Origin of the sequence: Paenibacillus sp. GCM10012306, from assembly GCF_042649265.1 — a bacterium.
GTDB lineage: Bacteria > Bacillota > Bacilli > Paenibacillales > Paenibacillaceae > Paenibacillus_AQ.
Map to the genome: position 1 here is coordinate 262,330 of NZ_JBHRYW010000003.1, position 26,655 is coordinate 288,984.

Annotated in this window: 24 protein-coding genes and 1 pseudogene; 14 read left to right on the forward strand and 11 right to left on the reverse strand. The window is 48.7% G+C overall.

All coding sequences use genetic code 11. The annotated features are described in order from the left end of the window. Positions 1-18: 18 nt before the first annotated feature. The 4 genes from ACFORK_RS08505 to ACFORK_RS08520 form a co-directional block, all read right to left on the reverse strand. Complete coding sequence (locus tag ACFORK_RS08505; protein WP_379197663.1) at positions 19-546, reverse strand: hypothetical protein; 528 nt, start codon at positions 544-546, stop codon at positions 19-21. A 266-nt stretch (positions 547-812) separates the two neighbouring features. Next, entirely contained in the window at positions 813-989 is a 177-nt protein-coding gene (locus ACFORK_RS08510; RefSeq protein ID WP_379197665.1) for a hypothetical protein, read from the reverse strand. A gap of 320 nt (positions 990-1,309) precedes the next feature. Next, positions 1,310-2,539, reverse strand: a complete 1,230-nt coding sequence (locus ACFORK_RS08515) for an aminopeptidase (protein ID WP_379197667.1) — start codon at positions 2,537-2,539, stop codon at positions 1,310-1,312. Between the two features lie 31 nt (positions 2,540-2,570). Beyond that, positions 2,571-3,803, reverse strand: a complete 1,233-nt coding sequence (locus ACFORK_RS08520; protein ID WP_379197669.1) for an aminopeptidase — start codon at positions 3,801-3,803, stop codon at positions 2,571-2,573. Positions 3,804-3,972: 169 nt separating this feature from the next. Here ACFORK_RS08520 and ACFORK_RS08525 point away from each other — a divergent pair, with 169 nt between their 5' ends. After that, the gene (locus tag ACFORK_RS08525; protein ID WP_379197671.1) at positions 3,973-4,248 is read left to right on the forward strand and encodes a hypothetical protein; all 276 of its coding nucleotides are present in this window, start codon (positions 3,973-3,975) and stop codon (positions 4,246-4,248) included. Positions 4,249-4,320: 72 nt separating this feature from the next. Here ACFORK_RS08525 and ACFORK_RS08530 read toward each other — a convergent pair whose 3' ends face one another. Next, positions 4,321-5,604, reverse strand: a complete 1,284-nt coding sequence (locus ACFORK_RS08530) for a TrkH family potassium uptake protein (protein ID WP_379198556.1) — start codon at positions 5,602-5,604, stop codon at positions 4,321-4,323. Between ACFORK_RS08530 and ACFORK_RS08535 the strand changes: the two genes are divergently transcribed. The 3 genes from ACFORK_RS08535 to ACFORK_RS08545 all read left to right on the forward strand — a co-directional run bounded on the left by ACFORK_RS08535 (position 5,516) and on the right by ACFORK_RS08545 (position 6,725). Further along, positions 5,516-5,716 carry a hypothetical protein gene (locus ACFORK_RS08535; protein ID WP_379198614.1) on the forward strand — a complete coding sequence of 67 codons (201 nt, stop codon included), beginning with the start codon at positions 5,516-5,518 and terminating at the stop codon, positions 5,714-5,716. The two genes, ACFORK_RS08530 and ACFORK_RS08535, sit on opposite strands and share 89 nt — an antisense overlap. 111 nt (positions 5,717-5,827) lie before the next feature. Continuing rightward, positions 5,828-6,181, forward strand: a complete 354-nt coding sequence (locus tag ACFORK_RS08540) for a VOC family protein (RefSeq protein ID WP_379197673.1) — start codon at positions 5,828-5,830, stop codon at positions 6,179-6,181. A gap of 25 nt (positions 6,182-6,206) precedes the next feature. After that, a complete protein-coding gene (locus ACFORK_RS08545; RefSeq protein ID WP_379197675.1) occupies positions 6,207-6,725 on the forward strand; it encodes a GNAT family N-acetyltransferase in 519 nt (172 codons plus the stop codon). Positions 6,726-6,891: 166 nt separating this feature from the next. Here the strand turns inward: ACFORK_RS08545 and ACFORK_RS08550 are convergent, their stop codons facing one another. Further along, positions 6,892-8,208: a hemolysin family protein gene (locus ACFORK_RS08550; RefSeq protein ID WP_379197677.1), complete on the reverse strand. Its 1,317-nt coding sequence runs from the start codon at positions 8,206-8,208 to the stop codon at positions 6,892-6,894. Positions 8,209-8,353: 145 nt separating this feature from the next. Between ACFORK_RS08550 and ACFORK_RS08555 the strand changes: the two genes are divergently transcribed. The 5 genes from ACFORK_RS08555 to ACFORK_RS08575 all read left to right on the forward strand — a co-directional run bounded on the left by ACFORK_RS08555 (position 8,354) and on the right by ACFORK_RS08575 (position 15,842). After that, positions 8,354-9,115 carry a DUF1836 domain-containing protein gene (locus ACFORK_RS08555; protein ID WP_379197679.1) on the forward strand — a complete coding sequence of 254 codons (762 nt, stop codon included), beginning with the start codon at positions 8,354-8,356 and terminating at the stop codon, positions 9,113-9,115. 90 nt (positions 9,116-9,205) lie between these two features. After that, the gene (locus ACFORK_RS08560; protein WP_379198558.1) at positions 9,206-10,408 is read left to right on the forward strand and encodes an MFS transporter; all 1,203 of its coding nucleotides are present in this window, start codon (positions 9,206-9,208) and stop codon (positions 10,406-10,408) included. Between the two features lie 123 nt (positions 10,409-10,531). Continuing rightward, positions 10,532-12,319 (forward strand): TerB N-terminal domain-containing protein, encoded by a 1,788-nt coding sequence (locus tag ACFORK_RS08565; RefSeq protein WP_379197681.1) that lies wholly within the window; start codon positions 10,532-10,534, stop codon positions 12,317-12,319. A gap of 8 nt (positions 12,320-12,327) precedes the next feature. After that, positions 12,328-13,647: an ATP-binding protein gene (locus ACFORK_RS08570; protein ID WP_379197683.1), complete on the forward strand. Its 1,320-nt coding sequence runs from the start codon at positions 12,328-12,330 to the stop codon at positions 13,645-13,647. Continuing rightward, the gene (locus ACFORK_RS08575; protein WP_379197685.1) at positions 13,644-15,842 is read left to right on the forward strand and encodes a DEAD/DEAH box helicase; all 2,199 of its coding nucleotides are present in this window, start codon (positions 13,644-13,646) and stop codon (positions 15,840-15,842) included. Before ACFORK_RS08570 ends, ACFORK_RS08575 begins: the two co-directional genes overlap by 4 nt. A gap of 124 nt (positions 15,843-15,966) precedes the next feature. On the opposite strand, the gene ACFORK_RS08580 is transcribed toward ACFORK_RS08575, so the two are convergent. The 3 genes from ACFORK_RS08580 to ACFORK_RS08590 form a co-directional block, all read right to left on the reverse strand. After that, complete coding sequence (locus ACFORK_RS08580) at positions 15,967-16,737, reverse strand: GNAT family N-acetyltransferase (RefSeq protein WP_379197687.1); 771 nt, start codon at positions 16,735-16,737, stop codon at positions 15,967-15,969. 247 nt (positions 16,738-16,984) lie between these two features. Then, positions 16,985-17,350: a hypothetical protein gene (locus ACFORK_RS08585; protein WP_379197689.1), complete on the reverse strand. Its 366-nt coding sequence runs from the start codon at positions 17,348-17,350 to the stop codon at positions 16,985-16,987. Positions 17,351-17,442: 92 nt separating this feature from the next. After that, the gene (locus ACFORK_RS08590; protein WP_379197691.1) at positions 17,443-18,312 is read right to left on the reverse strand and encodes a helix-turn-helix domain-containing protein; all 870 of its coding nucleotides are present in this window, start codon (positions 18,310-18,312) and stop codon (positions 17,443-17,445) included. 257 nt (positions 18,313-18,569) lie between these two features. On the opposite strand from ACFORK_RS08590, the gene melA reads away from it, so the two are divergent. The 3 genes from melA to ACFORK_RS08605 all read left to right on the forward strand — a co-directional run bounded on the left by melA (position 18,570) and on the right by ACFORK_RS08605 (position 22,063). After that, a complete protein-coding gene (gene melA, locus ACFORK_RS08595) occupies positions 18,570-19,868 on the forward strand; it encodes an alpha-glucosidase/alpha-galactosidase (protein WP_379197692.1) in 1,299 nt (432 codons plus the stop codon). A 105-nt stretch (positions 19,869-19,973) separates the two neighbouring features. Next, entirely contained in the window at positions 19,974-20,672 is a 699-nt protein-coding gene (locus ACFORK_RS08600) for a response regulator transcription factor (protein WP_379197695.1), read from the forward strand. Next, positions 20,672-22,063 (forward strand): sensor histidine kinase, encoded by a 1,392-nt coding sequence (locus ACFORK_RS08605; protein WP_379197696.1) that lies wholly within the window; start codon positions 20,672-20,674, stop codon positions 22,061-22,063. Before ACFORK_RS08600 ends, ACFORK_RS08605 begins: the two co-directional genes overlap by 1 nt. A gap of 323 nt (positions 22,064-22,386) precedes the next feature. On the opposite strand, the pseudogene ACFORK_RS08610 reads toward ACFORK_RS08605, so the two are convergent. Further along, positions 22,387-22,809: pseudogene (locus tag ACFORK_RS08610) on the reverse strand (C40 family peptidase); the annotation flags it as partial. A 379-nt stretch (positions 22,810-23,188) separates the two neighbouring features. On the opposite strand from ACFORK_RS08610, the gene ACFORK_RS08615 reads away from it, so the two are divergent. Continuing rightward, on the forward strand, positions 23,189-23,869 hold the full coding sequence (locus ACFORK_RS08615; RefSeq protein ID WP_379197697.1) for a succinylglutamate desuccinylase/aspartoacylase family protein: 681 nt from the start codon (positions 23,189-23,191) through the stop codon (positions 23,867-23,869). 3 nt (positions 23,870-23,872) lie between these two features. On the opposite strand, the gene ACFORK_RS08620 is transcribed toward ACFORK_RS08615, so the two are convergent. Next, complete coding sequence (locus tag ACFORK_RS08620) at positions 23,873-25,261, reverse strand: hypothetical protein (RefSeq protein WP_379197699.1); 1,389 nt, start codon at positions 25,259-25,261, stop codon at positions 23,873-23,875. A 211-nt stretch (positions 25,262-25,472) separates the two neighbouring features. Here ACFORK_RS08620 and ACFORK_RS08625 point away from each other — a divergent pair, with 211 nt between their 5' ends. Then, on the forward strand, positions 25,473-26,612 hold the full coding sequence (locus ACFORK_RS08625; RefSeq protein ID WP_379197701.1) for an MGDG synthase family glycosyltransferase: 1,140 nt from the start codon (positions 25,473-25,475) through the stop codon (positions 26,610-26,612). The last annotated feature ends 43 nt before the right edge of the window (positions 26,613-26,655 follow it).

Sequence of the window (26,655 nt, forward strand, 5' to 3'; positions counted from 1 at the left end):
CTCCGTTAGTTCAATCCCTTATTCAATCATTGATTTCGCTAAAACAATCATTTGCTTCTTAGACAATCGAAAACTATCCATCTCTATGTAAGTACCATCTTGTACCCATCGCAAACATCTTCCTTGTGTTCCATAATTAAACCTCGCTTCAACTCCATTCAATTTAATAATCTCACCATTTGTATTAAATCTAAAGTTTTCTTCTATATCTCTGGTCGTACTTGTTTTACTATGAACATCAATTGTAGTTTCAGATCGCTTACTTTTGTATCCTATCGCTTTATGTTGTTCAATTCCAAACATATACGTGCTTCCGGATTTATCGAAGTAATGGAGTCTTACCTTCGTAATTAGTCGGTCGGTAACGAGAGGATAAGGTTCCTTGATTTCAAGGTTCCAATTTGCAAAGGAGTTACGTGGGATGAATAGCTTAAAATCCGCTGCACTTTTTATTTGATCTAATCCAATATTCGCAAAAGTTATTGCAGGATTTAACAATGGAATTGTTGTTAAGAACAAAATTACTACCAGCTTTTTTAGAACCACCAAGAGCACCCCGCGTGTGTTTTCTTTTAGAGTTTCCTAAGAAGGGCGTTCTTATTGTGGGACGGGTCGGATTAGTAATACTGCTCGTTAGTTAAATGTGTTCCGGTCTAAAGTTATATTTGCTCAGTCTACTGAGCTTAGTTTCTTTAAACAAGTATAAGACGCAAAGAGTACATCATATGCGTAAAAAACGGCTAGTAACGCTCCATTTCGGAAGCATTATTAGCCGTAAGCGCTTTCTATAGAAAAACGTAAAGGCGAGTTCATTACAGCATAGGGCCCAAATAGGCTGCAAGGAAATACAGTAACCCAAACAACAGCATAACATAAGCCGTATACTTAATGGCATTGGAGGCAGTGATACGTGGATCGACAGATTCTTGAACCAGGACCTGTTCTTGTTCCTTCGCTTCGAAGTCTTCAGACAGCGGGTCTCTCATCATGATAATCTCCTCCTTGGATGTTGAAGCCTTAACTGTATTGTGACATATTTGTGAACTAATTTCAACAAATATGTGGCTATAATTTGAACAAATATTTAAATTTGAGTTATTTATGGACATTTAAGCGAAAAAAGAGCTTGACACCGGGCGGTTTCTGCGAATAAATGGGGTCTCCGGCACACGTAAGGCAAGCTTTTGAACTTAAGATTGAGCCTATTGATATTCCTAATTCACAGTTTAAGGATGAAAAAGCACAATAAAAAAGCCAGCCGGACACAAATTTGTGTCTGACTGGCTTTTGTTATCCTGTGCAAAAGCGATTATGCCCAGTTGCCATTGCGGAAAATTGGCTCGGTCTTGCCGTCATCCGTAATTCCGTCAATATTCATTTCCGGTGAACCCATCATGAAATCGACGTGGGTTAGACTTTGGTTCATGCCTTTAGCAGCCAGCTCTTCCTTCGTCATCTTGATTCCATCTTGTAACGTAAATGCATAAGCTGCGCCCAAAGCTAGGTGGCAGGAAGCATTCTCGTCATAGAGAGTCGTGTAATACAGAATGCCGCTCTCCGAGATCGGAGAATGGAAAGGCACAAGCGCAACTTCACCAAGGTAGGAGGCACCTTCATCCATTGCCAGTAGTGCAGCTAGCGTTTCTTGACCTTTTTCGGCCTTGAAATCAGTTACCTTGCCATTCTCGAGCGTCAGTGTGAAATTGTCAATAATATTGCCGCCGTAGCTGAGTGGCTTCGTGCTGCTGACAGTACCATTGACGCCATTCTTCGAAGGTGCAGTGAACACCTCTTCTGTAGGGATATTAGCCAGGAACGGAACTCCACGTCCATTTACTGCGCCAGCCTGACACCAGATATGGCCTTCCGGCAGCTCGATGGTTAGATCTGTTCCGTGTGCAGTGTAGTGCAGCTTGCGGAACTTGCGATCATTGAGGAATGTACAACGCTCCTTCAAGCCGTCCAGATGCAGGCGCCATGCTTCAACCGGATTCTCCTGATCGGCACGCACCGCTTTGAAGAAGGCTTCCCATAATAAGTCGACTTGCTGATCCGCAGGGGCATCAGGGAAGACTTTCGCCGCCCAAGAAGGGGATGGGAAGGCCACAATACTCCAGCTTGCAAAATTGTTCATCAGCATCTCACGATACGCTGCCATCGCCTGTCCAGCCGTCCGCTGGTTGTTGGCAATACGCTCAGAGTCTACGCCAGCCAGTAGATCTGGGTCTACAGAGACGATATTCAGGAACGCTGCACCGTTCTTGGCGAGATCCTCCAGCTCATCAGCTTGCCATTTCGGCGGCAATAGGAAAGATTCCGCTGGAGCCAGATCATAACGGGTACGAGTAACGACCTCGTCACTGTAATTGACTTTGACCAACTGGGCTCCAGCTTCATAAGCGTTGCGTACGACGAGGCGCACTAATTCTGCCGAGGTGATGTCGGCATTGACGACCAGTGTCTGTCCCGGCTGAATATTCACCCCAATTTTTACAGCTAGCAGCGCGTAGTTCTCCAGCTTTTGTTTGAAACTCAACATGACATCCTATCCCCTTATCCTTTAATTTCTCTTAAAAAGCCCAGTTACCTTTGAGGAATACAGGTTCCCGAGTGCCATCTTCAGATATTCCATAAATGTCCATCTCACCAGAGCCGATCATGAAATCGACATGCGTAACACTGGAGTTCAGTCCATGGGCAATTTGCTGCTCTTCGTCCATCTCTTTGCCGCCCTCGAGACAGAAGGCATAGGCCATACCGATAGCCAAGTGGTTGGAGGCATTCTCGTCAAATAATGTATTGTAGTAAAGAATGTTGGATTCCGAAATAGGGGAGTGATGTGGAACCAATGCCACTTCTCCAAGATATTTGGCGCCTTCATCCATGCTGATTAGATGCTCCAGGGAATCTTGGCCCTTTTCCGCGCTTACGCTAACAATCTTGCCGTTCTCAAAGGTTAGGGAGAAGTTGTCAATAATATTGCCGCCGTGGCTGAGCGGTTTGGTGCTGCTAACGACCCCGTTCACACCGGTCTTAAGCGGAGCTGTGAAGACCTCTTCGGTAGGTAGGTTGGCAACGAAGCTGTGACCCTTCGCGTTAATGCTGTCACCCTGTGCCCAAAGATGACCTTTTGGAAGTTCGATAGTCAGATCGGTACCAGGTGCTATGTAATGCAGTTTCTTATATTTTTTGGCGTTTAGCACATTTGCTTTGCTCTCCAGATTGTCCAGATGCTCATGCCAAGCGGCAATCGGATCTTCCTGGTCAATACGTACTGTATGGAAAATAGCTTCCCATAGCTGTGCTACGCGTTCTTCCGCAGGTAGTTCAGGAAACACTTTGTCTGCCCATGGCTGGGAAGGAACAGCAATGACATTCCAGCTAATCTTATCCGACATCTGGTAAGCACGGTATTTGGCCAGTGCCGCGCCGCGTGTTTTTTGGAAATTAGCAATACGTTCCGGGTCAATGCCCTTCAGCGCGTCTGGGTTCTCGGAGATGACTGCCATCACGGCTGCGCCGTTCTCGGCGAACTCGGTCATTTCACCGGCATACCAGGTTGGAGCCTTGGTGAAGGTCTCCGGTGCAGCATGTTCAAAAGTCTGACGGGTAATGCTCTCATCGCTCCAGTTGACCTTAACCAGACTAGCACCTACTCCATAGGCTTTCTCAGCCACGAGACGGGCGAATTCTGCTGCGCTGATGGGAGCGTTAATGACCAAGGCTTGCCCTGGTTGAATGTTGACGCCAATCTTAACTGCAAGCTCGGCATATTTGTTAAGCTTTGTTTGAAAATCGCTCATGTAGATTTCCTCCATTTACCTTTAATCTAATGCTTTACAAGGGTTGTCTTAAATTATTAACCGCCGGATGAAAAAAGTCAATTATGCTAAGGGAAGGCGGGATTTGCTTTCATTTCAATGATATACTGGTGTAGTGAAGCAAGAATTATTCGAAAGGGTGTTTATTAGGATGGCAGCTGAGATTGTAAGCGCGGAAATGCGCCGCAACGAGGATGGAAGTTTTGTAGGGAGAACGGTGTTTACATTAGAGAATCATACTTCTCCGTATGAAATTACGTTTTATAGTAAGAAGGGGAGCGAGTGGGATTACAGCCTCAGCTTTGCCGGAGAGCCAGGAAGCGAGGAGCAGTTCCTTCAGACGGACACCTTGCTGGAAGAGGATGATGAAATCTTCAACCAGCTGCTGGATGCTGCTATCGATGCTCAGGAAGTACAGGAAGGGTAAGACAATAAATTGGATGCAGGCGCAGTTATTTATACTTATTGCGCCGCATCCGCAAGTTAGCACTTCTATTTTCTAACCAATCGTAATATTGCCTTCAGGGTAACGGTACAGCTCTTTACTCTTCTTCGGCTTCAAGGCGTAAGCGAGCGTGAGTGGCCCAATCCGCCCAACGAACATCAGGATGATGACGAGCACTTTGCCGATCGTGGTGAGCTCAGGAGTAAGGCCCATTGTAATGCCGGAAGTACCAAACGCCGATACTGCCTCAAAGAGCACTGTCAGAAAGCTCGCTCGCTCTGTCACGGATAGCAGCATCGTCGCCATCACCACCAGCATCAGAGATAACAGCGTCATGGTAATCGCACGGTAAACGTTATCTTTGGAGATACGGTGACGGAACATAATGATATCTTCTTTTCCCCGCAAACGAGCATATACGGCACTGACAAGAATCGCAAATGTCGTAATCTTGATCCCTCCCCCCGTTGATCCCGGAGCCGCGCCTATAAACATGAGGAGAATCAGCAGAAAATGTGTGGATTCCCGTATCAGCGGAATCTCGATGGTCGTTACTCCGCCCGAACGTGGTGTTACAGCCTGAAGAAATGAGGCCATCACTTTCCCGCCTGCATGAAGTGGTTTCAGGGTATGGTTCAGTTCCAGCGCAAAAAAGATAATTGCCCCGAGTCCGATTAACACAGCAGAGGTAGACAGTACAACCTTGGAGTGCAGCGTGAGTCGTCTGCGCTTGCGGAAGTCTATTACGTCAGCCATGACGATAAATCCAATCCCACCCAGGAAAATAAGCAGCATCGAAATAATGTTGACTATAGGATCTTCTACGTACCTGGTCAGTCCGCTGAACGGACCGTGGATATCCCCGAAGAGATCAAAGCCTGCATTGTTAAAGATCGAAATGCTATGGAAGATCCCGTAATACACTGCTTTTCCTATCGGCATATCCAGCATAAACCGAGCAGCCAGCAGAATAGCACCGGACAGCTGGATCACGAGCGAATAGAGCAGGACTCGGCGAATGAGCAGGACAATACCCTGCATGGAGTTTTGGTTCATGGATTCCTGCAGCAGTAGCCGTTCTTTCAGGGATATGCGTTTATTCAGTGCCAGCGTAATGAGGGTTGCCATCGTAACGAATCCCAATCCACCGAATTGAAACAGAACCAGCAGAACAATCTGCCCGAACGAGGTCAGCTGGGTTCCTGTATCGATCACGGCTAGTCCTGTTACACAGGTAGCAGAAGTAGCCATGAACAGGGCATCAATGAAGTGGATTCTTCCTGTGGTCGATGAAGCTGGCAAGCATAGCAGTGTGGTGCCTATTGCGATCAGCAGCAGAAACCCGAGTGATAATATTTTGGGTGGTGTAAGTTTAGGATTGCCTAAGTTTAAATTGGCCAATGTGATTCTCCTGACGATTAATGATGGAAAGTTGTTGACCAGATTATAACACAACTCCACAGAGCTTCACTAAGCACAGGAGGAAAAAGGTGTGTTTTAACGAATTGTAATATATAGGCAATATACATTCCGTCATTTACAAGGAGGAGGCTTACTTCCTATGACAAGTCCGATTCTCAATCAGATTGGCGCGGTTTTCATCCCGGTAAGCGATATTGAAGGAGCCAAAACATGGTATTGCACGCTGCTGGGTCTGCCGCTTGATGGTGAAGTATTGTTCGGCCATTTATATGTCATTCCGATGCAGGGGCCGGGAATTGTACTGGACAGTAAGATTTACACAGCTGAATCTGTATTTAAGGTGCCCGCTTTTCATTTCAATACGGAAGATATCGATGCAGCGTATGATTTTGTGAAATCCAGCGGAGCGGAAATATTGACGGACATTGAGCATGATCACTGGTTTAACTTTAAAGATCCTGACGGGAATGTCTTGATGATCTGTCGATGTTGATTATTCAATTAAGAGGTGAGTAAAAATGGTGGTTACACTCAGAGTATTACAACCTGACGATGCCGAAGAGCTGCTGAATCTGCAACACCGTCTGGATCAGGAATCTTCATTTATGCTGCTTGAGCCGGATGAACGGAAGACCACGGTAGATCAGCTGACGGATATGCTGAGGGATGTCGCAGCTTCAGGTACCTCAGTACTCATTGGAGCCGAGGCAGAGGGGAGTCTGGTTGGCTATCTGTCTGTTCGAGGGGGAAATGTCAGGCGGAACAGACATAGTGCTTATATTGTCATCGGTATACTCCAGCAATATCAGGGTCTCGGCATTGGGAGCGGTTTATTCCGGGAAGTGGATACTTGGGCTGCGAAGAGCGGGATTGTCCGACTGGAACTGACCGTAATGGCTCATAATGACAAAGCGGTGGCGTTGTATCAAAAGAGTGGATTTTCCATTGAGGGAACCAAGCTTAAATCGCTTAAAGTGGACGGGCAATGGGTGGATGAATATTATATGAGTAAGCTTTTAATTAATGATGTAAATTAACGGTTATACATACATAGGATCAGGCAGCTCAAGAGCTCATAGGTAGATACGAAGAGGCGTACCTGAATGAGAGCATAGTAGCGCTGTAACGGTAATTGGAAAAGGGTTGAGCAGAAGAATGATCTGCCCAACCCTTTTTTATATCATTAATAGTTAATCACATAAATTATAAGGACTCTTGTCCCTCAGTCGATGTTGTCTCAATGAGGATCTCCACCTTGCGAATCCGGTGACGGTTCATTTCCCGTACAATCAGGGTCGCATGTTCTAAGGTCACACTTTTGCCAACAGCGGGATCGTTCAAGTGACTGTACAGCCAGCCTCCGATGGTAGTTACTTCTTCATCCTCGAAGTCGAGACCCGTAATCTGTTGTACTTCCAGGAGAGAGACCTTACCGTCGAACAGGTAGTCATTGTCAGCGAGCTTCTCCACATTCTTACGCTCGTCACCGTCGAATTCATCGCGGATCTCCCCGACAATTTCCTCAAGAATATCTTCGATCGTGATCAGTCCGGATGTGCCGCCGTATTCATCAAGCAGAAGGGCAATATGCACACGCTCGACCTGCATACGGGTCAGAAGCGTCTTGACCGGGGTGACCTCGGATACAGTCAGCACTGGCAGAATGAGGCTCTTAAAGTCAAAGTCAGGATTATTATCATACTGCAAGAAAAGCTGCTTCGTATTGATCATACCGATAATATTGTCTTTATTGCCTTCCGCTACAGGAAAACGGGTATACTGTTCCTTACGGATAACATCCAAATTCTCCAGCAGGGAGTGATTGGTGTACAAGCACACCATATCTGTCCGGGGAACCATAATCTCACGGGCTAACATTTCGTCAAAAGCAAAGATTCGGTTAACATACCCGTATTCCGCTTTGTTGATCTTGCCACTCTCGTAGCTCTCGGACAGAATTAGACGAATCTCTTCCTCCGAATGGGCGTCTCCATGCTCGCTGGCCGGCTTCATACCGAACAGACGGACCAGAAGATTGGCGGAACCGTTCATGAGCCAAATCAACGGGTACAAAATTCTGTAGAACCAAATAATCAGTGGGGCTGTAATTTGAGCGATTTTCTCCGGAACATTAATAGCAGCAGTCTTTGGCGCAAGTTCGCCGACAACGACGTGCAGGAATGTCGCCACCAGGAAGGCGAGTGCAAAGGCAAGCGGTTTACTCACACTCTCACTAAGACCGATCCAGTGGAATATCGGAAACAGCAGATGCTCGAAAGCAGGTTCTGCCAGTGCCCCGATGCCGAGTGCAGTGATTGTAATCCCGAGCTGACAGGCGGACAAATATCCGTCAAGATTGGCAGCGACCTTTTGTACGGCGAGAGCGTTCTTGCGTCCCTCAATCACCATCTGGCTGATCTGGCTGCCTCTCAGTCTTACCATTGCAAATTCCGTTGCTACAAAAAAAGCGGTGAAAATAATCAAAATAGCCACCAACGTCAAACTAAGTCCTATACCCATATAATCTTTACCATCCCTTTCGCACCTTAAATAGGTTATACTCATATTATGAGTTCTTATGAACCAATTTTACGAACTTTTCGCTGAAATATCAAATGTAAGTGATTTACATTATTTTTGAAGGGAAACAAGGAGGGATACTGACATGGAGTCATTCACATTGACCCGTATCGAAATGTCCGGTCTTTTGCTCTCGCTCACAGGTGTTTCGCCGCAGAAACCGCTGAGTATCCTGCAGGAAGCCTGGACTAAATTTCATCATGATGAGGTCCGGAGTGGCACGACGCTACCGGCCTTTTTGTCTACCGACATCCCGCCTATACTGCACAAGATCATCAAAGGAGGGACTGTTAAAGGCTTATCCCTTGGAGAGATCGCAGCACTGGGTCATCTGATTGAGTATTCCAATCTTACGGTTACAGCGATGCAGAACTGGGTGAAGCGTGACTTCAAGGAATATTTGGGATCTCCAAAAGCGGGGAAGAAGTATTCATTTAACCAGGCAGCGCTGTTGTTTATGATAGATGATTTGAAGTCGGCACTTGATTTTGAGAGTATCCGTCAGCTCTTTCAGCTGCTTTTTCTGATGCCGGAGCGTGATGATGATGATCTCATTGAACCTGCTCAGATGTACTCTTCCTACGCTGGCCTTTTTGAGGAAATCAAGAGCAACCCTGTGCTGCATACCCAAAGAATCGGGGGACGGGATCTGCACAACAATACTTGGAAGGACAGCTCGCTCGCCAGAGCAACGGAAGGCATCCTGACAAGGTTGAATCATTTAAGTAGAAACCAGCGGGAAATGGTGCAGCATGCGTTATTGGTCGCCGCCATTTCTGTACAGACCTGTTACTTCCAATCGCTGGCCAAACAGTATTTTAATGCGGTGTTATTCCTTGATTTTTGAACACTTCGATTCTAAAATGTGTATGAGCAATAATCAGGGTAAGATTTAACAGTCGAGAGATTGGAAAGTGGGGGCTTAAGCGTGAATCAAATGACGCTGCTGCGGAATCCGAAGCAACGCAAACTGCTGTTCAGCGCGGGACTAAGCTGGATGTTCGACGCGATGGACGTCGGTATGATTTCTTTTGTCGTTGCAGCATTGGCCAAGGAATGGAAGCTCGGGCCGGAGCAGATTGGACTATTAACTAGCATTAACTCTATTGGAATGGCTGTCGGTGCAGCGGCAGCGGGAATCCTGGCGGACCGCTTTGGACGTAAATCGGTGTTGCTATGGACATTGGTTATCTTCTCTGCGGCGAGCGGCTTGTCCGCCTTTGCCTCAGGATTTGCCATCCTGTGTATTCTCCGGTTCGTAGCCGGATTTGGGCTTGGTGGGGAGCTGCCAGTAGCTTCTACACTGGTATCAGAGAGCATGCCCGCCAAGGAGAGAGGCCGTGCCGTAGTGCTGCTGGAGAGCTTCTGGGCACTAGGCTGGATTCTTTCTGCACTGATTGCCTTCTTCGTAATTCCTGATCACGGTTGGCGTGTAGCCTTTGCAATTGGGGCCGTTCCAGCCCTATATGCTCTTTATCTTCGCCGGGCGATTGACGACTCTCCGCGGTTTGCAGAAATCCGGAAAGCGCCGGTCTCTCTAAAGAGCCGTATAGCTACAGTCTGGTCATCGGAATATCGTCGTTCGACGATCATGCTCTGGATTTTGTGGTTCACGGTGGTCTTTTCTTATTACGGTATGTTCTTGTGGCTACCTACAGTTATGGTGCTCAAGGGCTTCAGTCTGGTTAAAAGCTTCGAATATGTGTTGATCATGACACTAGCCCAATTGCCAGGCTATTTCACTGCCGCTTACTTTATTGAGAAATTTGGCCGTAAATTTGTACTGGTGATTTATCTGCTGCTCACGGCAGTCAGCGCTGCCTGGTTCGGTAACGCTACGACAGAAGGAATGTTGATGGCTGCAGGTATTTGCCTGTCGTTCTTTAACCTTGGTGCTTGGGGCGGCATGTATGCTTACACGCCGGAGTTGTATCCAACGTCTGTTCGTTCGACAGGGGCTGGCTTAGCTACTTCCTTTGGACGGATCGGGGGGATTATTGCCCCGTTGCTAGTCGGAATGCTGGTAGCACGATCCGTAGAGATCAGCTCTATCTTTATGCTGTTCTTCGCAACCATCATCGTAGGTGCTGTTGCGGTGTTGTTGCTAGGTAAAGAAACCAAAGGGATCGAGCTGGAATAAAGCAGACTGCGCTTAGCGCATTTCAAGAAGACCTTGAGTAAGCATGGAGACGGTTCTTTCACGATAGTGAACAGGGCCGTTTTTTCTAATATTAGTCCGGGACAAGAGAAAGGAGGAGAACAGATGAGCAACGGAAAGAAGCCGCACTTTTCGGAATGGGTATGGGAAAGCACGGAGCAAAACATAGCCATACCGCCACGGGAGCCAGCTGTACCGGAACGACCTGCCTTGAAGAAGCCGCAGCGCCCTGCCTCGGAGGAGAAGCAGCAGAAATTGCCGGAGGCTGCGGAACAACTGCAGCTTTGGGATGCGGAGTCACAGGAGCCTGTGACCACGACAGAGAGCGAGTTCGTGCAGCGGGCGCGGGAGCTTGTAGCGGTCAAGGGCGAGGCGACACTCTACGTGCCGTTCAAGAGCTACTGGCCGAACTACGGTCATATGACGGGGGCACAGAGCAAATGGTATTTCTTCTGGCGTGGAGAGGTCCGTGAGGGGCGGTATCCGGCTACGGATTTGTCTTATATTTTTCTGCATGTGTATGAATTGATTAATGGTGTAGGCTGGGATGATCCGCTGGATGGCTATACACAGTTATGCCGGATATGGGAAGCCTATCGGGATAAGTTCAAGCGGCTGGATCAGTATATGGGCGGCTGGATTGCCGATTTTTCCTTCGTACATAAACTGGAGGTTCCTTTGTCGCTGATAGTTGCCCGTTCCCGGGGACTCGCGGGCGACCTTGCCGAACTGGAATTAATGCGCTGTCTCTCTTCGGCCAGGGAACAGCTGAGCTTTGCCGTGTTAACCTTCATGTCGGACTATGACATCAGCAAGTCCAAGTTCTACACCGGTGAAGGCCAGGAAGCTGCTGAGTTATATATTCCCAAGGTTGTAGCTTTGATCGATGCCTACGTGATGCGTAAGCATGGACAATCGCTGATGGAGATGTTCCCACCTGGGGCGCCAGTGCTGAGAGAACGCTATCTGTTCCGCAGTGCGGTATACGATATTTCGCTGTACGGTTATTCTGTGCTTGTTCCGGTTGTTCGGATCAGTAAGTCCATTCCACTGCGTAGCCTCGTAACACGCCTGTTCCGGTTGACAGAGAACAAACTGCGTGATTTGATGGGCTTTCGCGGTAGGCTGAAGGGTGTCAAGCTGGATGCCGATATGGAAGAACTGGTTACTCAGTACCTGCAGCGGGAGTTCCATAAAGCGAAGCAAGAGGAAAAAGGACCTGCAGTTGTCATTGACACGGAGAAGCTGGAACGGTTACAAGCAGACTCTGACGTTGTTCGTACCCTGCTCACCGTACAGGATTTGGGGTATACTGAAGAGGTAGATGCTACTGTCTGGCCTGAAGCGGAGGCGGTGGATGACCATGACGCAGTCCTGGAAGGTAGCGAGGGGAATAATGACGGGTCGAAGATCGCTAAGGCTAAGGGATATGTGGACGAGGGGTATGGCGAGAGCGTTAAGATGTACGAGGCAGAGAGCTACGATAGTGATAAGTTATATGAAAATGAGAGCAACGATAAGAGCAATATAACGGGGAACGAGCATAAAGCATCTGTCACTGCTGATTTTACTGCTCTGGAGCGTGAAGTAAACCCTGTAAGTAAGGTCGCATCAAAAGACGAAGCCTCTCGCACTGAAGAGACAGCCGAAGATTCGGAGTGGGTGTCTTTTGCTGCGGCATTGACTCCACTTCAGCGGGATGCAGTGCTGGCCCTAACTGGTGACGAAGGTTGGCATGAGGTGCAAAAGCTGGCCGCGGCGAACGGTACTATGGCCGAGCTGCTGATGGACGAAATTAACGATATCGCGATGGACATGCTTGGCGATCTATTGATCGATGGAGAAGAGATTATAGCCGAGTATGTGCCTATGCTTTCATATTTGAAGAGGTGAATCACAGGATGAACGAGTTGAAAATACCGAAACGGATGACGACAGCGCTCGTCAACTCTCTGACCGCAGGTGTTGTGCCACGGATCGGGCTCGAGCATATTGCTGTTGGCCGCAGGCCGGAGATCGAAGCGATCTTACGTGATATGGACAACATTGCCGAGGGCGGAGCGGCCTTCAAGCTGATCACAGGCAAGTTTGGTAGCGGCAAAAGCTTTTTATTACAAATGATCCGCAATTATGCCATGGATCGGGATTTTGTCGTAGCAGATGCCGACCTCTCTCCAGAGCGGCGGCTGGTCGGTACGAAAGGACAGGGTCTGGCTACCTATCGTGAGCTGATGAGCCATCTGTCGACCCGTACCCGACCGGATGGTGGCGCGCTGGAGATTGTGCTGCAGAAATGGATTCTGTCGCTTCAGCAGACTGTGATGCGGGAACAGGGCTACGGCCCAGACCATGAAGGTCTTGGCGAAGCTGTGGAGAAACAGATCTATGCTGTGGCTTCCGAGATGAGGGGACTGGTACACGGCTTTGACTTTGCCAAAATTCTGGCCTCCTATTGGAACGGTCATAAGCTGGCCGATGATGATCTCAAGCAGGACGCACTCCGTTGGCTGCGCGGTGAATTCGCGACAAGAACCGAAGCCCGAAAAGCGCTCGGTGTTGGCGTCATCATTGATGATGACAACTGGTACGATTACATGAAGCTGTGGGCGGAATTCACCGCGGCTATCGGGTACAAGGGACTACTGCTGTTTATTGACGAAGGTGTTAACTTGTACAAGATTACGAATAGTATTTCACGGCAGAGCAATTATGAAAAGCTGCTGACGATGTTCAATGACACGATGCAGGGGAAGGCGGAGCATCTTGGGATCTTCCTTGGCGGGACTCCACAATTCGTCGAGGACGGACGGCGTGGCTTGTTCAGCTATGAGGCCCTTCGTTCCCGGCTCGTGGCAGGCCGGTATGCAGCAACCGGGCTGAATACCTTTACAGGACCAATCATCGGTCTGGAGATGCTTTCACCGGAAGAAATTCTTGTTCTGCTGGAGCGACTGCGCGATATTCATGCCCTGCACTATGGATATGATTCGGCGCTGAGCCGGGAGCAGCTAGTGCATTTCATGGAGGAAGCCGTCGGCAGATTAGGTGCGGACGAGCTGCTGACCCCACGGGAGATCGTACGTGATTTCATGGATCTGCTGCATTCGCTGCACCAGCATCCGGAGCTGTCCTTTGAGAAGCTGGTGGGTGAAACACAGGCCAAGGCTGACGAGACAGAACAAAGCGAGATGGACTCATTATTGGCGGAGTTTGAGCTATGAGCGAGAATCCCTTTTATCGTCTAGCCCCTTTTATTAAGGAATTTATTTATAAAAATCGTTGGGAGACCCTGCGCGAGGCCCAGGTTGACGCTTGTCGGGTATTGTTCGAAACGCCGAATCATCTGCTGATTGCGTCGGGTACGGCTTCGGGCAAAACAGAGGCGGCTTTCTTCCCGGCACTGACCGAGTTATACGAGCGTCCCTCTGATTCTGTAGGGATCTTATATATCGCGCCGCTCAAAGCGCTCATCAACGATCAGTTCACACGGCTGAACGATCTGCTGCGTGAGGGCGGAATCCCGGTGTGGCATTGGCATGGAGATGTTCCCCAGGCTGAGAAAACGAAGCTGATGCAGAAGCCCTCGGGTGTGCTCCAGATTACTCCCGAATCGCTGGAAGGGCTGTTGATGAACCGGCCGAATGCCATTCCGGCCCTCTTCCATGATCTGCGCTTCATCATTATTGATGAAGTGCATGCGTTTATGGGCGGTGATCGCGGCATCCAGGTCCTTAGCCAGCTGGCGCGAATCTCGCGCATGGCCGGCTGTTCGCCGCGGAGAATCGGACTGTCGGCGACGCTCAGCGACTACGAGTCCGTGACGAAGTGGCTGGCGGCGGGAACCCGCCAGCCCGTTGAAGTCTCGACGCCGCAGGGCGGGCGGAAGCTCCGCCTAAGCGTCGAGCATTTCTCGTTCCCGGACGCCAGGGACGAGAAGGGGGCCGAGCAGCTTGAGCTGGCGCGGCAGTCGTATTTTGATTACATCTACGACTACACCCACTTAAAGAAAGCGCTGATCTTCACGAACAGCCGCACCGATGCCGAGACAGCGATCCTGGAGATGCGGCGGATCGCTGCGAAGCGCGGGGAACGGGATGTCTTTCACGTTCACCATGGCAGTATTTCGGCGCTGCTCAGGGAGGAAACCGAAGCAGCACTTAGGCAGGGTCCGGGCCCGGCGGTGGCCGCCGCAACCTTGACCCTGGAGCTTGGGATTGACCTGGGCGAGCTGGAGCGGGTAATCCAGCTCGGCGCGCCATACAGCTGCGCGAGCTTCGTGCAGCGGCTGGGGCGTTCCGGTCGGCGGGGCGACGCCGCCTCCGAGATGATCTTCGTCACACCGGAGGAAGAGGACGAAGAGGCGCAGCTACCCGCCCGGATGCCTTGGAGTTTGCTGCGCGCGATCGCTGTCATCGAGCTATATGTGCGCGAGAAATGGGTAGAGCCGCTGGCTGTGCGGAAGCTGCCGGTAGGGCTGTTATACCATCAGACGATGAGTATTCTGAAGAGTATGGGTGAAGCTGAACCGGAAGATCTGAAAGAAGCAGTGCTGAGCCTGCCGTCCTTTAGGGAGATTGCACCTGAGGATTACGATGCTTTTATGGAATATATGCTTGGTATGGGCCAGATTGAGAAGATGGATGAGGGCAGTCTCTTGATCGGGCTGGCGGGTGAGAAGATCGTCAATAATTTCCGCTTCTACGCGGTGTTCAAGGATGATGAAGAGCATGTCGTTTATAACGGAACGGAAGAGATCGGCTCCATTACGACGATACCGCCACCGGGCTACTGCTTCACACTCGCTGGTAAGCTGTGGAAGGTAGAGGAGGTAGATAACCGTCACAAGGCGGTGTACGTCAAAACCTCACGCGGCAAGGTAGACACGCTCTGGCTGGGCGCTGGTGGCGATGTGCATACCCGGATCATGACCAAGATCCGGGAGGTACTGGCAGATACGGCGCTGTACCCGTATTTGGCGCCTAGCGCGGCAGCCAGACTAGAACGAGCTCGCCGACTGGCCAAAGAAAGCGGCCTGCTGGAGCGCTCGGTGCTTCCGGCTGGCGGGGATTCGATGTTCATCCTGCCATGGGCGGGCAGCCGTCAGTTTCGCACCCTTGAACGACTGCTGAAGAATAATCTTAAAGGCCCGCTTAACCTTCGTTCCATAGTGCCGATGGAGCCTTACTACATGGTAGTTGCCGGAAAGACGGATGCCGAGACCCTGGAGGCAGAAATCCTCGCTGAAAGCGCGGCTACGGAAGACCCGCTCGGGCTGCTAGCCCCGGATGAGGCCCCGTATCTGGGTAAATACGACGAGTTCATCCCGCATGATCTGCTGCGCAAAGCATTTTCGCTGGATGGTCTGGATCTCTCAGGTTTGCTTGAGGTCCTAAAGCAGTGGCGGCGGCCGCGATAAGTGTACTGGTGAGATTTTGACCGAGATAAATGCAAAGAAAACAGGAGCAATCCAAGTAACGGGACTGCTCCTGTTTATGTATGGCTTAGATTTGTAAAAGCGGCCGTAAGGAGTAATACGGAGATTAGTTCGTCCAGTGTACCAAGGTAACGCAGGGCACTAGTCCGAGCGACTCGGCAAGCTGGATGGAGGGATGGTTGGTTTCAAGCACATGATATCGCGGGATTCGTTCGTCCCGGTGAAGATAGAAGAGGGCTGTTTGTACGACCTTCTGCGCTAATCCCTTACCTCTCGCGGATTCCACTGTATAGACCGCACCGATCTCCCACACCTGGTCTTCATTATGGAAGGCTAGACAAGTGCTTAGCGGCGTCTCTCCCTCATAAATAGATACAGAGAACGCTCCACTTCGGAAATACTCTTGTATTTCCTCCAGACTGTAGTGATTTCCCTCCCATAACGGCAAGAGGCGATTATCCAGTAGTTCTATCCGCACGGCCTCCTGTGCGGGAACCATAGGCAGATTGGCAGGAGTAGTGTACGTGATATATCCCCGGGCTTTAGTCAATGAAAAATGCTTGGACAATATCGCATGGTAAGCCTCGTCCTGAAGCTTGAACACAAGCTTGGCGTCTTTTGGCACCAAGGCAAGAAGATGGGGGAACACTGCGGGGCTGCTGTATTCCATAAACACAATAAGCTCAGCTTCCGGGTAAGTACGATGATCGTAAGCATAGGCTTCGGCTGGCAACAACAGCAGGACTCCCCGTCCCTCCGGACCCTCCACGTAGTGGCAGTTCATTACATGGCTGAAATACGTCACCATTTTGAGCAGGGTGATATTCCTGAGCGGTTGCTCACGCAAATAGTTTAGAATAGTATCACTCTGATCCATTGTGGTCAGGCTCCCCTCTTCATATATGGCTATATAGATTGAATTTGTAATTTTCCTATTTTGGGATGTGCCGTGACTCCAGAGAATGTTTGGACTTCCGGCCGCTGTTGTCTGCAGATTTCTTGATTTTAACCGCTAATAGCGGTAGAAATCTGCAGACAAAGGCGGTCGCTCTCGCTCCTACAGTTCCAAAATTCCCCTACGCCACTTTCCCCTTCATATATATTTTCAAGTTCAATCTATATAGTTACTTTTTAACATAGTCTCCGGCATATTTCCCTTCATAGAAAAAGCCATCCAATTCCGCAGCAATGGCATCATCGGTCTCCACATTTCTGACTTTGTACACCTTCGTGCCTACTTCAAAGTGATTGGAAAAGGTCTCCGAGGTAAACGTGTGAGATTTTTCATTAGATAATTCCTCCACTTTTCCGACTTCTTTTTCAATCTCAGCAGTTGTCTTGAGATCAAAGGAATACAGCTTGCCGTCCCATACGATAAATCTGGAAGTCCAGTCGGGGCTGCCGACGAATTGTTTTTTTGTCCCGGAGGAACAGCCAACCGCTGTAATTACAAGCAGTGCTGTTACAAGTACCAAAAATATTTTTTTCATGTCAATCTCTCCTAAGCAGTATTTTAAAAATTATCTTTAATTTTATTCTTCTTTTTTTCAGAAAGCTACTGAAAATTTTCTTTCTGTTCTTCTTAGCCTCCCTCATTGCGTTTTTCCGCCCGGTATTCACTTGGCGACATCCCGCTCCATTTGCGAAACTGCTTGGAGAAGTACAGTGCATCGTTAAAACCAACAGAAGAGGCTACTTGATCGATTGCCAGATGACCGCGAAGCAGTTCTTCGGCTTTGTTCATACGTACCTTCATCAAATATTGCTTAGGCGACATCCCGGTTCTGATTTTGAAGGCTTTGGACAAGTGAGCCCGGTGATAGCCAAGGGAGAAGGCCATATGATCAATGTTGACCTGCTGATGGTACTCAAAGGTAATCCAGCGGATGGCCTGATCGATCTGGCGGTCGATCGTGCTGGGCATCGCTTGAGACGGAACAGACAGTGTACTGCGGTTATCATAGCCAAACTGATGAAGGAGGAGACGCAGCCAGCCGGAAGCCTCCAGACTTTCCAACTGCGGATATGGTGATTGTGAAAAGGAAAGCCGGGTCTTCTCGTACAAATAATTTAGTTCCGACAAATGTTCGGAGTGAATGACCGGCTGCTCTTTCGTAATCCCGACTCTGCTGAGCAGTGCCGGGACAGCATCGCCCCTAAGGCCGACCCATGCGTAAGACCATGGATTGAGCGTGTCGGCCTGATAGCAGAACAAAGTGCCTGGAAAGATAATAAAAGTATCTCCTGAACTGCAGGGATGGATTTTCCCGCTTCCGCTTTGAAAGGTGCCTTCTCCATCAAAGACTGTATGAATCAAATAATAATCGTGGATAGACGGACCGACCTTATGCCCGGGAACCGGTGATGCTTCACCACTGAACAGTACGGTCAAATCTGGTTCGTCCGGGATCAGGTTAAAGCCGGATGTATAATATGAATGTTCTGGATTCATAACGTAAAGCCGCCTCCTGGAGAATTAAAAATAGAACCAGAGACCATTATAACAAATCTAATTTCATGCAACAAAAATCCATATGTCTCTTGTATTTCTCCATACTCAATTGAACCGTGCTAATTTATAGTAAATATTGAAAAGAGCAACGCTGGATGCCTGCTATTACTGCATTTTAAGGCGGATTACTTCTTATAATGCAACATAATAAATAATTAATGCAGTCTTCAGTGTAAACATTCGAAGGAGGATTTCATATGTCCAAAATTACATTTATCGGTGCTGGTAGCACCGTGTTTGCCAAGAACGTACTGGGTGACTGCATGAGAACACCTGCCCTGCAAGGCTTTGAGTTGGCCTTGTTTGATATTGATCCGGTTCGTCTTGCCGACTCGGAGAACATGCTGAACAATATTAAATCTTCCCATGGATCGACTTGCGTAGTCAAAGCCTACAGCGACCGCAAAGAAGCACTACGCGGTGCCAAATATGTAATCAATGCGATTCAGGTAGGCGGTTACGATCCGTGTACAATTACTGATTTCGAAATTCCGAAGAAGTACGGTCTTCGTCAGACCATTGCAGATACAGTTGGCATCGGTGGGATTTTCCGTAACCTCCGTACGATTCCAGTCATGCTGGATTTCGCCGCAGATATCCGCGAAGTCTGCCCGGATGCGCTGTTCATGAACTACACGAACCCGATGGCGGTGCTGACCAATGTCATGAGTACGTACGGAGGCGTAAAGACCGTTGGTCTGTGTCACAGTGTGCAGCACTGTATTCAGGATTTGTTCAGGGATCTTGGCATGGATCATAAGGGTGTTCAGGGCAAGATTGCCGGTATCAACCATATGGCTTGGTTACTGGAAGTGACCAAGGACGGTGAGGACTTGTACCCGGAAATTAAACGCCGGGCGGCAGAGAAGCAGAAAGAGCACCACCATGACATGGTACGTTATGAGATGATGCTGAAATTCGGTTATTATATCACCGAATCATCCGAGCACAACGCAGAGTACCACCCGTATTTTATCAAGCGCAACTATCCTGAGCTGATCGAGCGCTTCCAAATTCCGCTGGATGAATATCCACGCCGGTGTGTGGAGCAGATTGGAAACTGGAAGAGTATGCGGGAAGATCTGGTCAATAACCCGGGCCTTCAGCATGAACGCTCCGCAGAGTATGCTTCCTACATCATGGAGGCAATCGAGACGAATGTGCCGTTCAAGATCGGCGGCAACGTTATGAATACCGGCCTGATTACCAACCTTCCGCGCGAAGCTTGTGTTGAAGTTCCGTGTCTGGTTGATGCCAGCGGCATTACGCCAACGTTTGTAGGTGATCTTCCGCCTCAATGCGCAGCACTGAACCGTACTAATATCAATACCCAATTGCTGACGATTGAAGCAGCCATCACACGCAAGAAGGAACATATCTATCATGCAGCCATGCTGGACCCGCATACCTCAGCTGAGCTGTCGATGGATGATATCATTGCGATGTGTGATGATCTGATTGAAGCACATGGAGATTGGCTGCCGGAGTACAAATAATCTTTTTAAGAATAAGAATGCCACATGGACAGGATACTATTCCCATTCGGGAATAATCCTGTCCATTTTTTTGCTGGCAATGTTATTTAAGTAGGAGGTGCAGGTATGGGGAAATCAGTGCTGGTCATTGACGATGAAGAACGGATCTCTCGGCTGCTTCAGCTCGAGCTTTCCCATGAGGGATACGAGGTTGAGGTTGCTCATGATGGTAGAGACGGGCTAGAACTGGCGCTTGGGCAGTCTTGGGATATTATTATTCTGGACATCATGATGCCGGGGCTGAACGGAGTTGAAGTTCTGCGAAGATTGCGCAAGGCGGATGAGATTACACCGGTTATTCTCGTGACCGCTCGCAATACAACACCTGATATTGTATCGGGACTGGACCAAGGGGCCAATGACTACATTACGAAGCCTTTCGAGATTGAGGAACTGCTGGCAAGAATTCGGGCACACATTCGCACGCCGGCTGGGAATCCTCAGCTCCAGGCAGAAGAGAGTCCTGTTATCGAAGCGGATAATTTGACGATCAATAAGCAGACCAGGGATGTATTTAGAGGAGAGCAGCGGATCGAACTGACACCCAAGGAGTTTGATCTGCTGGTGTATATGATACAGCATAAGAATCACGTCTTGAGCAGGGAGCAGATCATCAAGGATGTCTGGGATTTTGAGTTTGTGGGGGATACGAATGTAGTGGATGTGTACATCCGTTATTTGCGGCAGAAGATCGACAAGGGTCACAAGAAGAAACTGATCAAGACCAGCCGCGGTATAGGATACAGCATTCGGGAGGAAGAGTAGTGAAGCTCGGCACGAGGATTAACCTTCTTACTTCCCTGGTCCTCATTGGTATTCTCCTGTTTGTCGATATCACCGTTTACTGTCTATACATCACGAATGCTACTCGCAACGCCAGTGAACTGATCCTGAGCAAATGGGAGCCGATTGTGAACAAGGCGGCCGGCCTCCCGGAGGCCGAACAGGAGCTCCTGCTCCGAAGCTCCCTGACGCAGAGTACCTATATCCGTGTATCCGATTTTCGTAACAATAAAGTCTATGAAATTACACATGGCAGAGATATGAATCTAAGCGGCATTTCCTTCAATTATGCCAGGCACCGGAAGTGGCTGCTTCTGGAACGGGAAGCTGAGCTAGTGATGGTCGTACACATTCCGGTCGTGGTAGAGAATAAAGTCATTTGCGGGTATGAAATTGCTGCGAAGCTGGATGGCCTGAAAGCCAGCATTCAAAATCTTCTAACCATCCTTAGCATTTCGTCACTGATCGCTGTTCTGCTATGTCTGGTAGCAGGTAAGCTGGTATCCCGGACTATTCTGAAGCCCATCACCAAAAGCATCCAGACGATGCGAGAGAATGAAGAGAGCCTGACCTTTAACACGATTCCTCTGCAGGGCTCTGCCCGTGATGAGTTGTATGATCTGACAGAGACCTTTAACCGTATGATTGGACGATTGGAAGAAAGCTTCTGGAAGCAGCAGCAATTTGTGTCCGATGCCTCCCATGAACTGAATACGATGTTGACGATTATTGAAGGCTATGCCAATATGCTGAAGCGATGGGGGACTGAAGATCAGGCGGTACAAGAAGAGGCGATTCAGTCGATCTATGAGGAAACTAAGCGAATGCGCAAGATGACCCAGCAATTACTTATGCTAGCCTCCTCACAGCAAAGCACGATGTTGAATCTGGAGCGGGTGAATATGGTGGAGGTCTGTGAGCTAGTGATTGCCCGCTTCCATTTGATTAACGAGCGTATTATTCGGCTTCATGCGCATTCTGAAATGGAGTATATAGAGGCGGACCGCAATAAAATCGAACAGCTGCTGATTATTTTGGTGGACAATGCACAGAAATACAGTTCTCAAGTGGTGGATATTGTTATCTCTCAAGAAGATGGGGAAGTTACGGTTGCTGTAAAGGATCGAGGAATCGGAATTCCGCAGGATGAGATCAAGCATGTCTTCGAGCGGTTCTATCGCGTGGACAATTCACGTCACCGCAAGACAGGAGGGACCGGACTCGGTCTGCCGATTGCCAAATCTATTGTGCAGGAGCATGACGGCTTAATCTGGATTGAAAGTGTGGAAGGCGAGGGAACAACCGTAAGTGTCAGGCTGCCTGTAAGATCAACTCGGTGTTCGGCAAAAGATTCGGGAGAGATCAGATGTTAAGCTTCTATAAACGAGCCGCGGCAAAGCCACATCCGGATACAAGGATGTGGCTTTAGAATTATAGTGGTCTATTTTAAGTTAGTGAAGTAATCCAAAAGACCTTGTACTGTGTTATCACTGTTATTAATGCTACTGCCGCTATTACGGACTTTACTGCTGTTGCCTCCATTACCACTATTACTGCTACTACTGCTATTGCTATTACTGCTATTACTGCTATTGCTACTACTGCTATTGCTACTACTGCTATTACCCCCATCACTGCTATCACTACTATTACTACTATTCATAACTGAATGGGACGTAGATTGTCCGCTTGATGGCAGCACACGACGAGCTGTTGTGTAATGTGAATCCCACCAGCCGGAATTCAGATTGGTGACGGTGACACCACCTTTTCCATAAGTATGCAGCAGCTTACCATCACCCATATAAATTGCTACATGGTGAATTGGGGAGTAGAAGAAGACGAGATCACCCGGTTGTAGCTGACTTCTTGGTACATAAGTACCTACGGTAGATTGCTGTGAAGATGAACGCGGAAGAGTGATGCCGTTCTGTTTGAATACGTATTGTGTGAAAGACGAGCAGTCGAAGGAACTTGTATTTCCTGCCTTGGCTCCAAATTTATAAGGAGTCCCTTGGAATTTCAAGCCGGTTGCAATGATATTATCTGCTACAGAAGTCTGACTCGATGCGGCATAGACTGTTCTGGACCCGTCCAAGACGGCAACGCCTGAAGTCATTAGGGCAATCCCTAAGCTGACACCGACACAAAGCTTGCGGATACGTTGGTTGTTATGGTTACTCATACATTACCTCCTATGGTTTTGTGTGGGCTGTTTCGCCTGACAACACCATAGCATAGTTAAAATGACCATAACTTACCATGTAACCTTGGATCTCGCGTGTCCCAACCAGTGCAGAGCGATTATTAGAGTACGCTGAGAAATTTCACATCCTGTTCTTATTGACAGACTTATAGCAAGAAGACTTGCGCACTCCACAGCTGCGGTGGCGGGGTCTTTTTGCTGTTTCGTCCATCCCCCTGCAAGGAAACAAGCATAGAAATATAGTGTTATTCCTGTATCTGAACAGGGCGAATTCATCAGGAGGTGGGAAACGGTGATTGTGGAAAAACATAGCTTAGCGCCGAGTTCAGCCTATAGCACGCCTTATTATATTATCAAGGGAAGTCAGCGGGGACCTGTCTTTATGATTGTCGCAGGGATACATGGAAATGAAACAGCCAGTATGAAAGCGGCACAGCGGATAGTCGATCAACTCCGCCAGGGGAGTAGAAGTATCCAGCGGGGGACCCTGATTATTGTGCCGATTCTGAATAAACAAGCACACCGCAAACGAATCCGCGGAATACCTGATCTGAACCGCAGATTCCCCAGGTCCAACAATGGAGCTGCGAGCCATCCACTGGCCTCATCTCTGTGTCGATTAATGCGCAGCCATCATCCATCCTGGTACCTTGATCTCCATGAAGCCAACGGGTTGTCCCAGCGGAGTAAGGGTGTGTTGGGTCAAAGTTTGGTCGTCAGCCCGGGGAATCCGGCAGTGCCTGCTGTCCGCCATGTTCTTAAAGGCATCAACCGGACTATAGGGGTAGACTCCTTGCGTTTCAATATTCGTCTGCGGTCCCGGTCTGGCACTTCAAGGATGGCGGCCTCCCGATTGCTTGGGGCGAAGGCAGTGACTGTAGAGACCTGCTGGAGTCTAAAGCATGCTGACCGGGTACATTATCAGATGAGCATCATCAATCGATTTCTGCGCTATGCGGGGTTAACGACTTGATTATTACTCTAAAAAAGAAAATACACTCCCGTAGCTTCCCTTATACACGGGCTGTCCGAAATCTTTAACCCATTCGCTGTAAAGTTTGCGGGAGACGCCGTTATGGACAATGACATAATCGGGATGATCGGCTTTGACAATCTCCGGCAAGTATTCTGAGAACCCGTGCATCGAGCGTTCAAAGGCCGTCCAGCCCAAGGCGCCTATCGATTCTTTGGTGATAAAAGGGTCCTGTCTCCCGTCACAGAGTATATCCCCGCCGCGGAACATCACGTATCCAGATGAGCCGTAGCGGGAGAGTACCCGTGGGCGCACACCATCTGGTGTTTTATCAAGAATATAGGTCATTTCGTCGACCGGATAGCTTTTAGCATCTACCACGGGTGGAACCAGAAAAATATAGGCGGTATTGATGACTAGTCCCAGCGTCAAGTAGAGCAGGAGCGTCTTTCGTGCCGGCATATATGTGAACTTGCGTAACCTGGACATCTTCGGAAGTGCCTCGAAGAACACTGCGGCAAAATAAGGGATGAACAGCCACATGAATAAATTTTGCTTGAAATTGGACACACCCAGATACAGAATTCCGAGCATCAGGAAGAACCGGAACGGCTTGCGCTGCAAGGCAAAGGGCAATGTAGCTGCAAAGAACAACAAGAGCAGCAGAATCGGAAGATTCAATAGCTTGTTGAATTGAATTGGCTGCCATTCATTGATGAGCAGATTGAAGTTCTTCTGGGTGACGGCCAGGATGAACAGCAGACTTTTTAGCCCGCCGGGGTTGGCTAGACCCGCAAGCCAGGTAAGTACATAGACGACGATATGGCGTCTGTCCAGTCTTTTGGCAATCAGCGCTTCCAGGAGCGTCATTCCCGTGAACACAGCGATGACGAGCCATACGCCCGCGTGAAAATTGGCAATAGCACAGGACAGAAGGATCATAGCGGCTGCGTATCTCTTTTTGGCAACCATCTGAAATTCACGCATGTAAATAAAAAACCACACAATCATAAACGCAGAGATCATTTGTGGCCTGCCCTTGAAATAATTATAATAAATCCAGCAACTGATCAGCAGCACAAATGGTAACAGTAGTGGATGGTCCTCCGCTAGGCCCAGTTCCTTGCGCGATACTCGTCCCAGTCGGAGTAGCCCCAGAATTAGCAGCAGCAAACACACAGCAGTCAGTATGTATATCCCCGGCCAACCGAACGCTTGATACAGCGGTGCAACGATTAGTTGGAATCCGAATTCATGCGGTACATAAGGCAGTTTATCCCCGTAAAACGTATGTATAGCGTGATGCAGCACCTGACCGTGCTCAATCATATAACGCCCCACTTCAATATGCCAAAAAGTATCCGGATCATTATACGAATATTTGGGCATCATTACCAAGATGAATCCTATAATTAGAACACAATATAAGATATGGGTAGCTTTTGGCTTCATCAGATCAGTTCCTTCTCCACTTTTTCTCTTACTATACAGTGACTTCCCTAAGGAATGGTTAATATTCTGACATTTTACATACGGTATTTATTGTCCGTTTATGATTAAGGTTTACAGTGGAGAGGAGCCTATACCAAAAAGGAGACTTCTTATGAAAATAAATCCGGTTGTGCTTATCGTATCCTCCGCTTTTGGAGATGGTCATGCCAAGACAGCGCAGGCGCTGCAGCAGTCTTTTATAGCGCGCGGGGTAGAGCAGGTGTATATTGTTGATTTGTTTGCGGAAGTCCATCCTTTTCTGAATGCAGTTTCTCGAACCTTTTATTTGAAAAGCACGGCTTATGCTCCCGGTCTTTACGGCATGCTGTACGATATGACAAGTCGGATGAAGCCGGGCCAGCCGCTTAGCCGTTTTTTGCATTCCATGGGCAAACGCAAGGTTGAAGAGGTTCTGAAGCGTCTGAAGCCGGATGTTATTATTCATACGTTTCCTTATTTGGCCGCTTCCGAGCTTAGTGAAAAAGCCGGGATGCAAGTTCCGATATTTACCGTGCTGACGGATTATGTCCTGCATGGGCGGTGGATTCATCCCTCGACTTGGAAGTACTTTGCACCTTCAGATAGTGTAAAAGAAGCACTTTTGGCATCAGGCGTACCTGCACAAGCGATCACAGTCAGCGGCATCCCGATTCGGGAGGCATTCCAGAAGATTCCGGATCGCGCAGAACTGTTGCGCAAGCACGGATTACATGCCAGCAGACGTTATATACTGCTCTCTGCAGGAGCTTACGGCGTCTTGGGGAATGTTCAGCGGATCATTCGAACCATATTAGAGCATTCCGAGTTTGACGTTATCGTCCTTTGCGGGAATAACCATAAGCTGCGTTTGAACCTGGAACGTCGCCATCAGTGGAATGATCGGGTACACATTCAGGGGTACACCGACCAGATTCATGAGCTGATGTCACTTTCGTCCGGGCTGCTGACCAAGGCAGGAGCGATCACGCTGACAGAGGCCTTTTCCCAGTCCTTGCCGGTTATCGTTTACCGTCCGCTACCGGGGCAGGAGAAGGGCAATGCCCGTAGTCTGTCTGGGCAAAAGGCGATCTATACGGCTTATAACGAGAAGCAGCTAGCCGAGTATCTTCACCAGCTTCAGATCAAGACCGGTCAGGAAGAAGTGGAATTGTCCATGCATGCCCTCACACGCAAAGAATCCTCCCAAGTCATCGTCACTGAAGTGCTGGATGCACTGGAAGCGGCTGATGAGCAACAAACAGTGCATCGTTGACAACAGTGTATTTAATGTATATATTACATATATACATTAAATA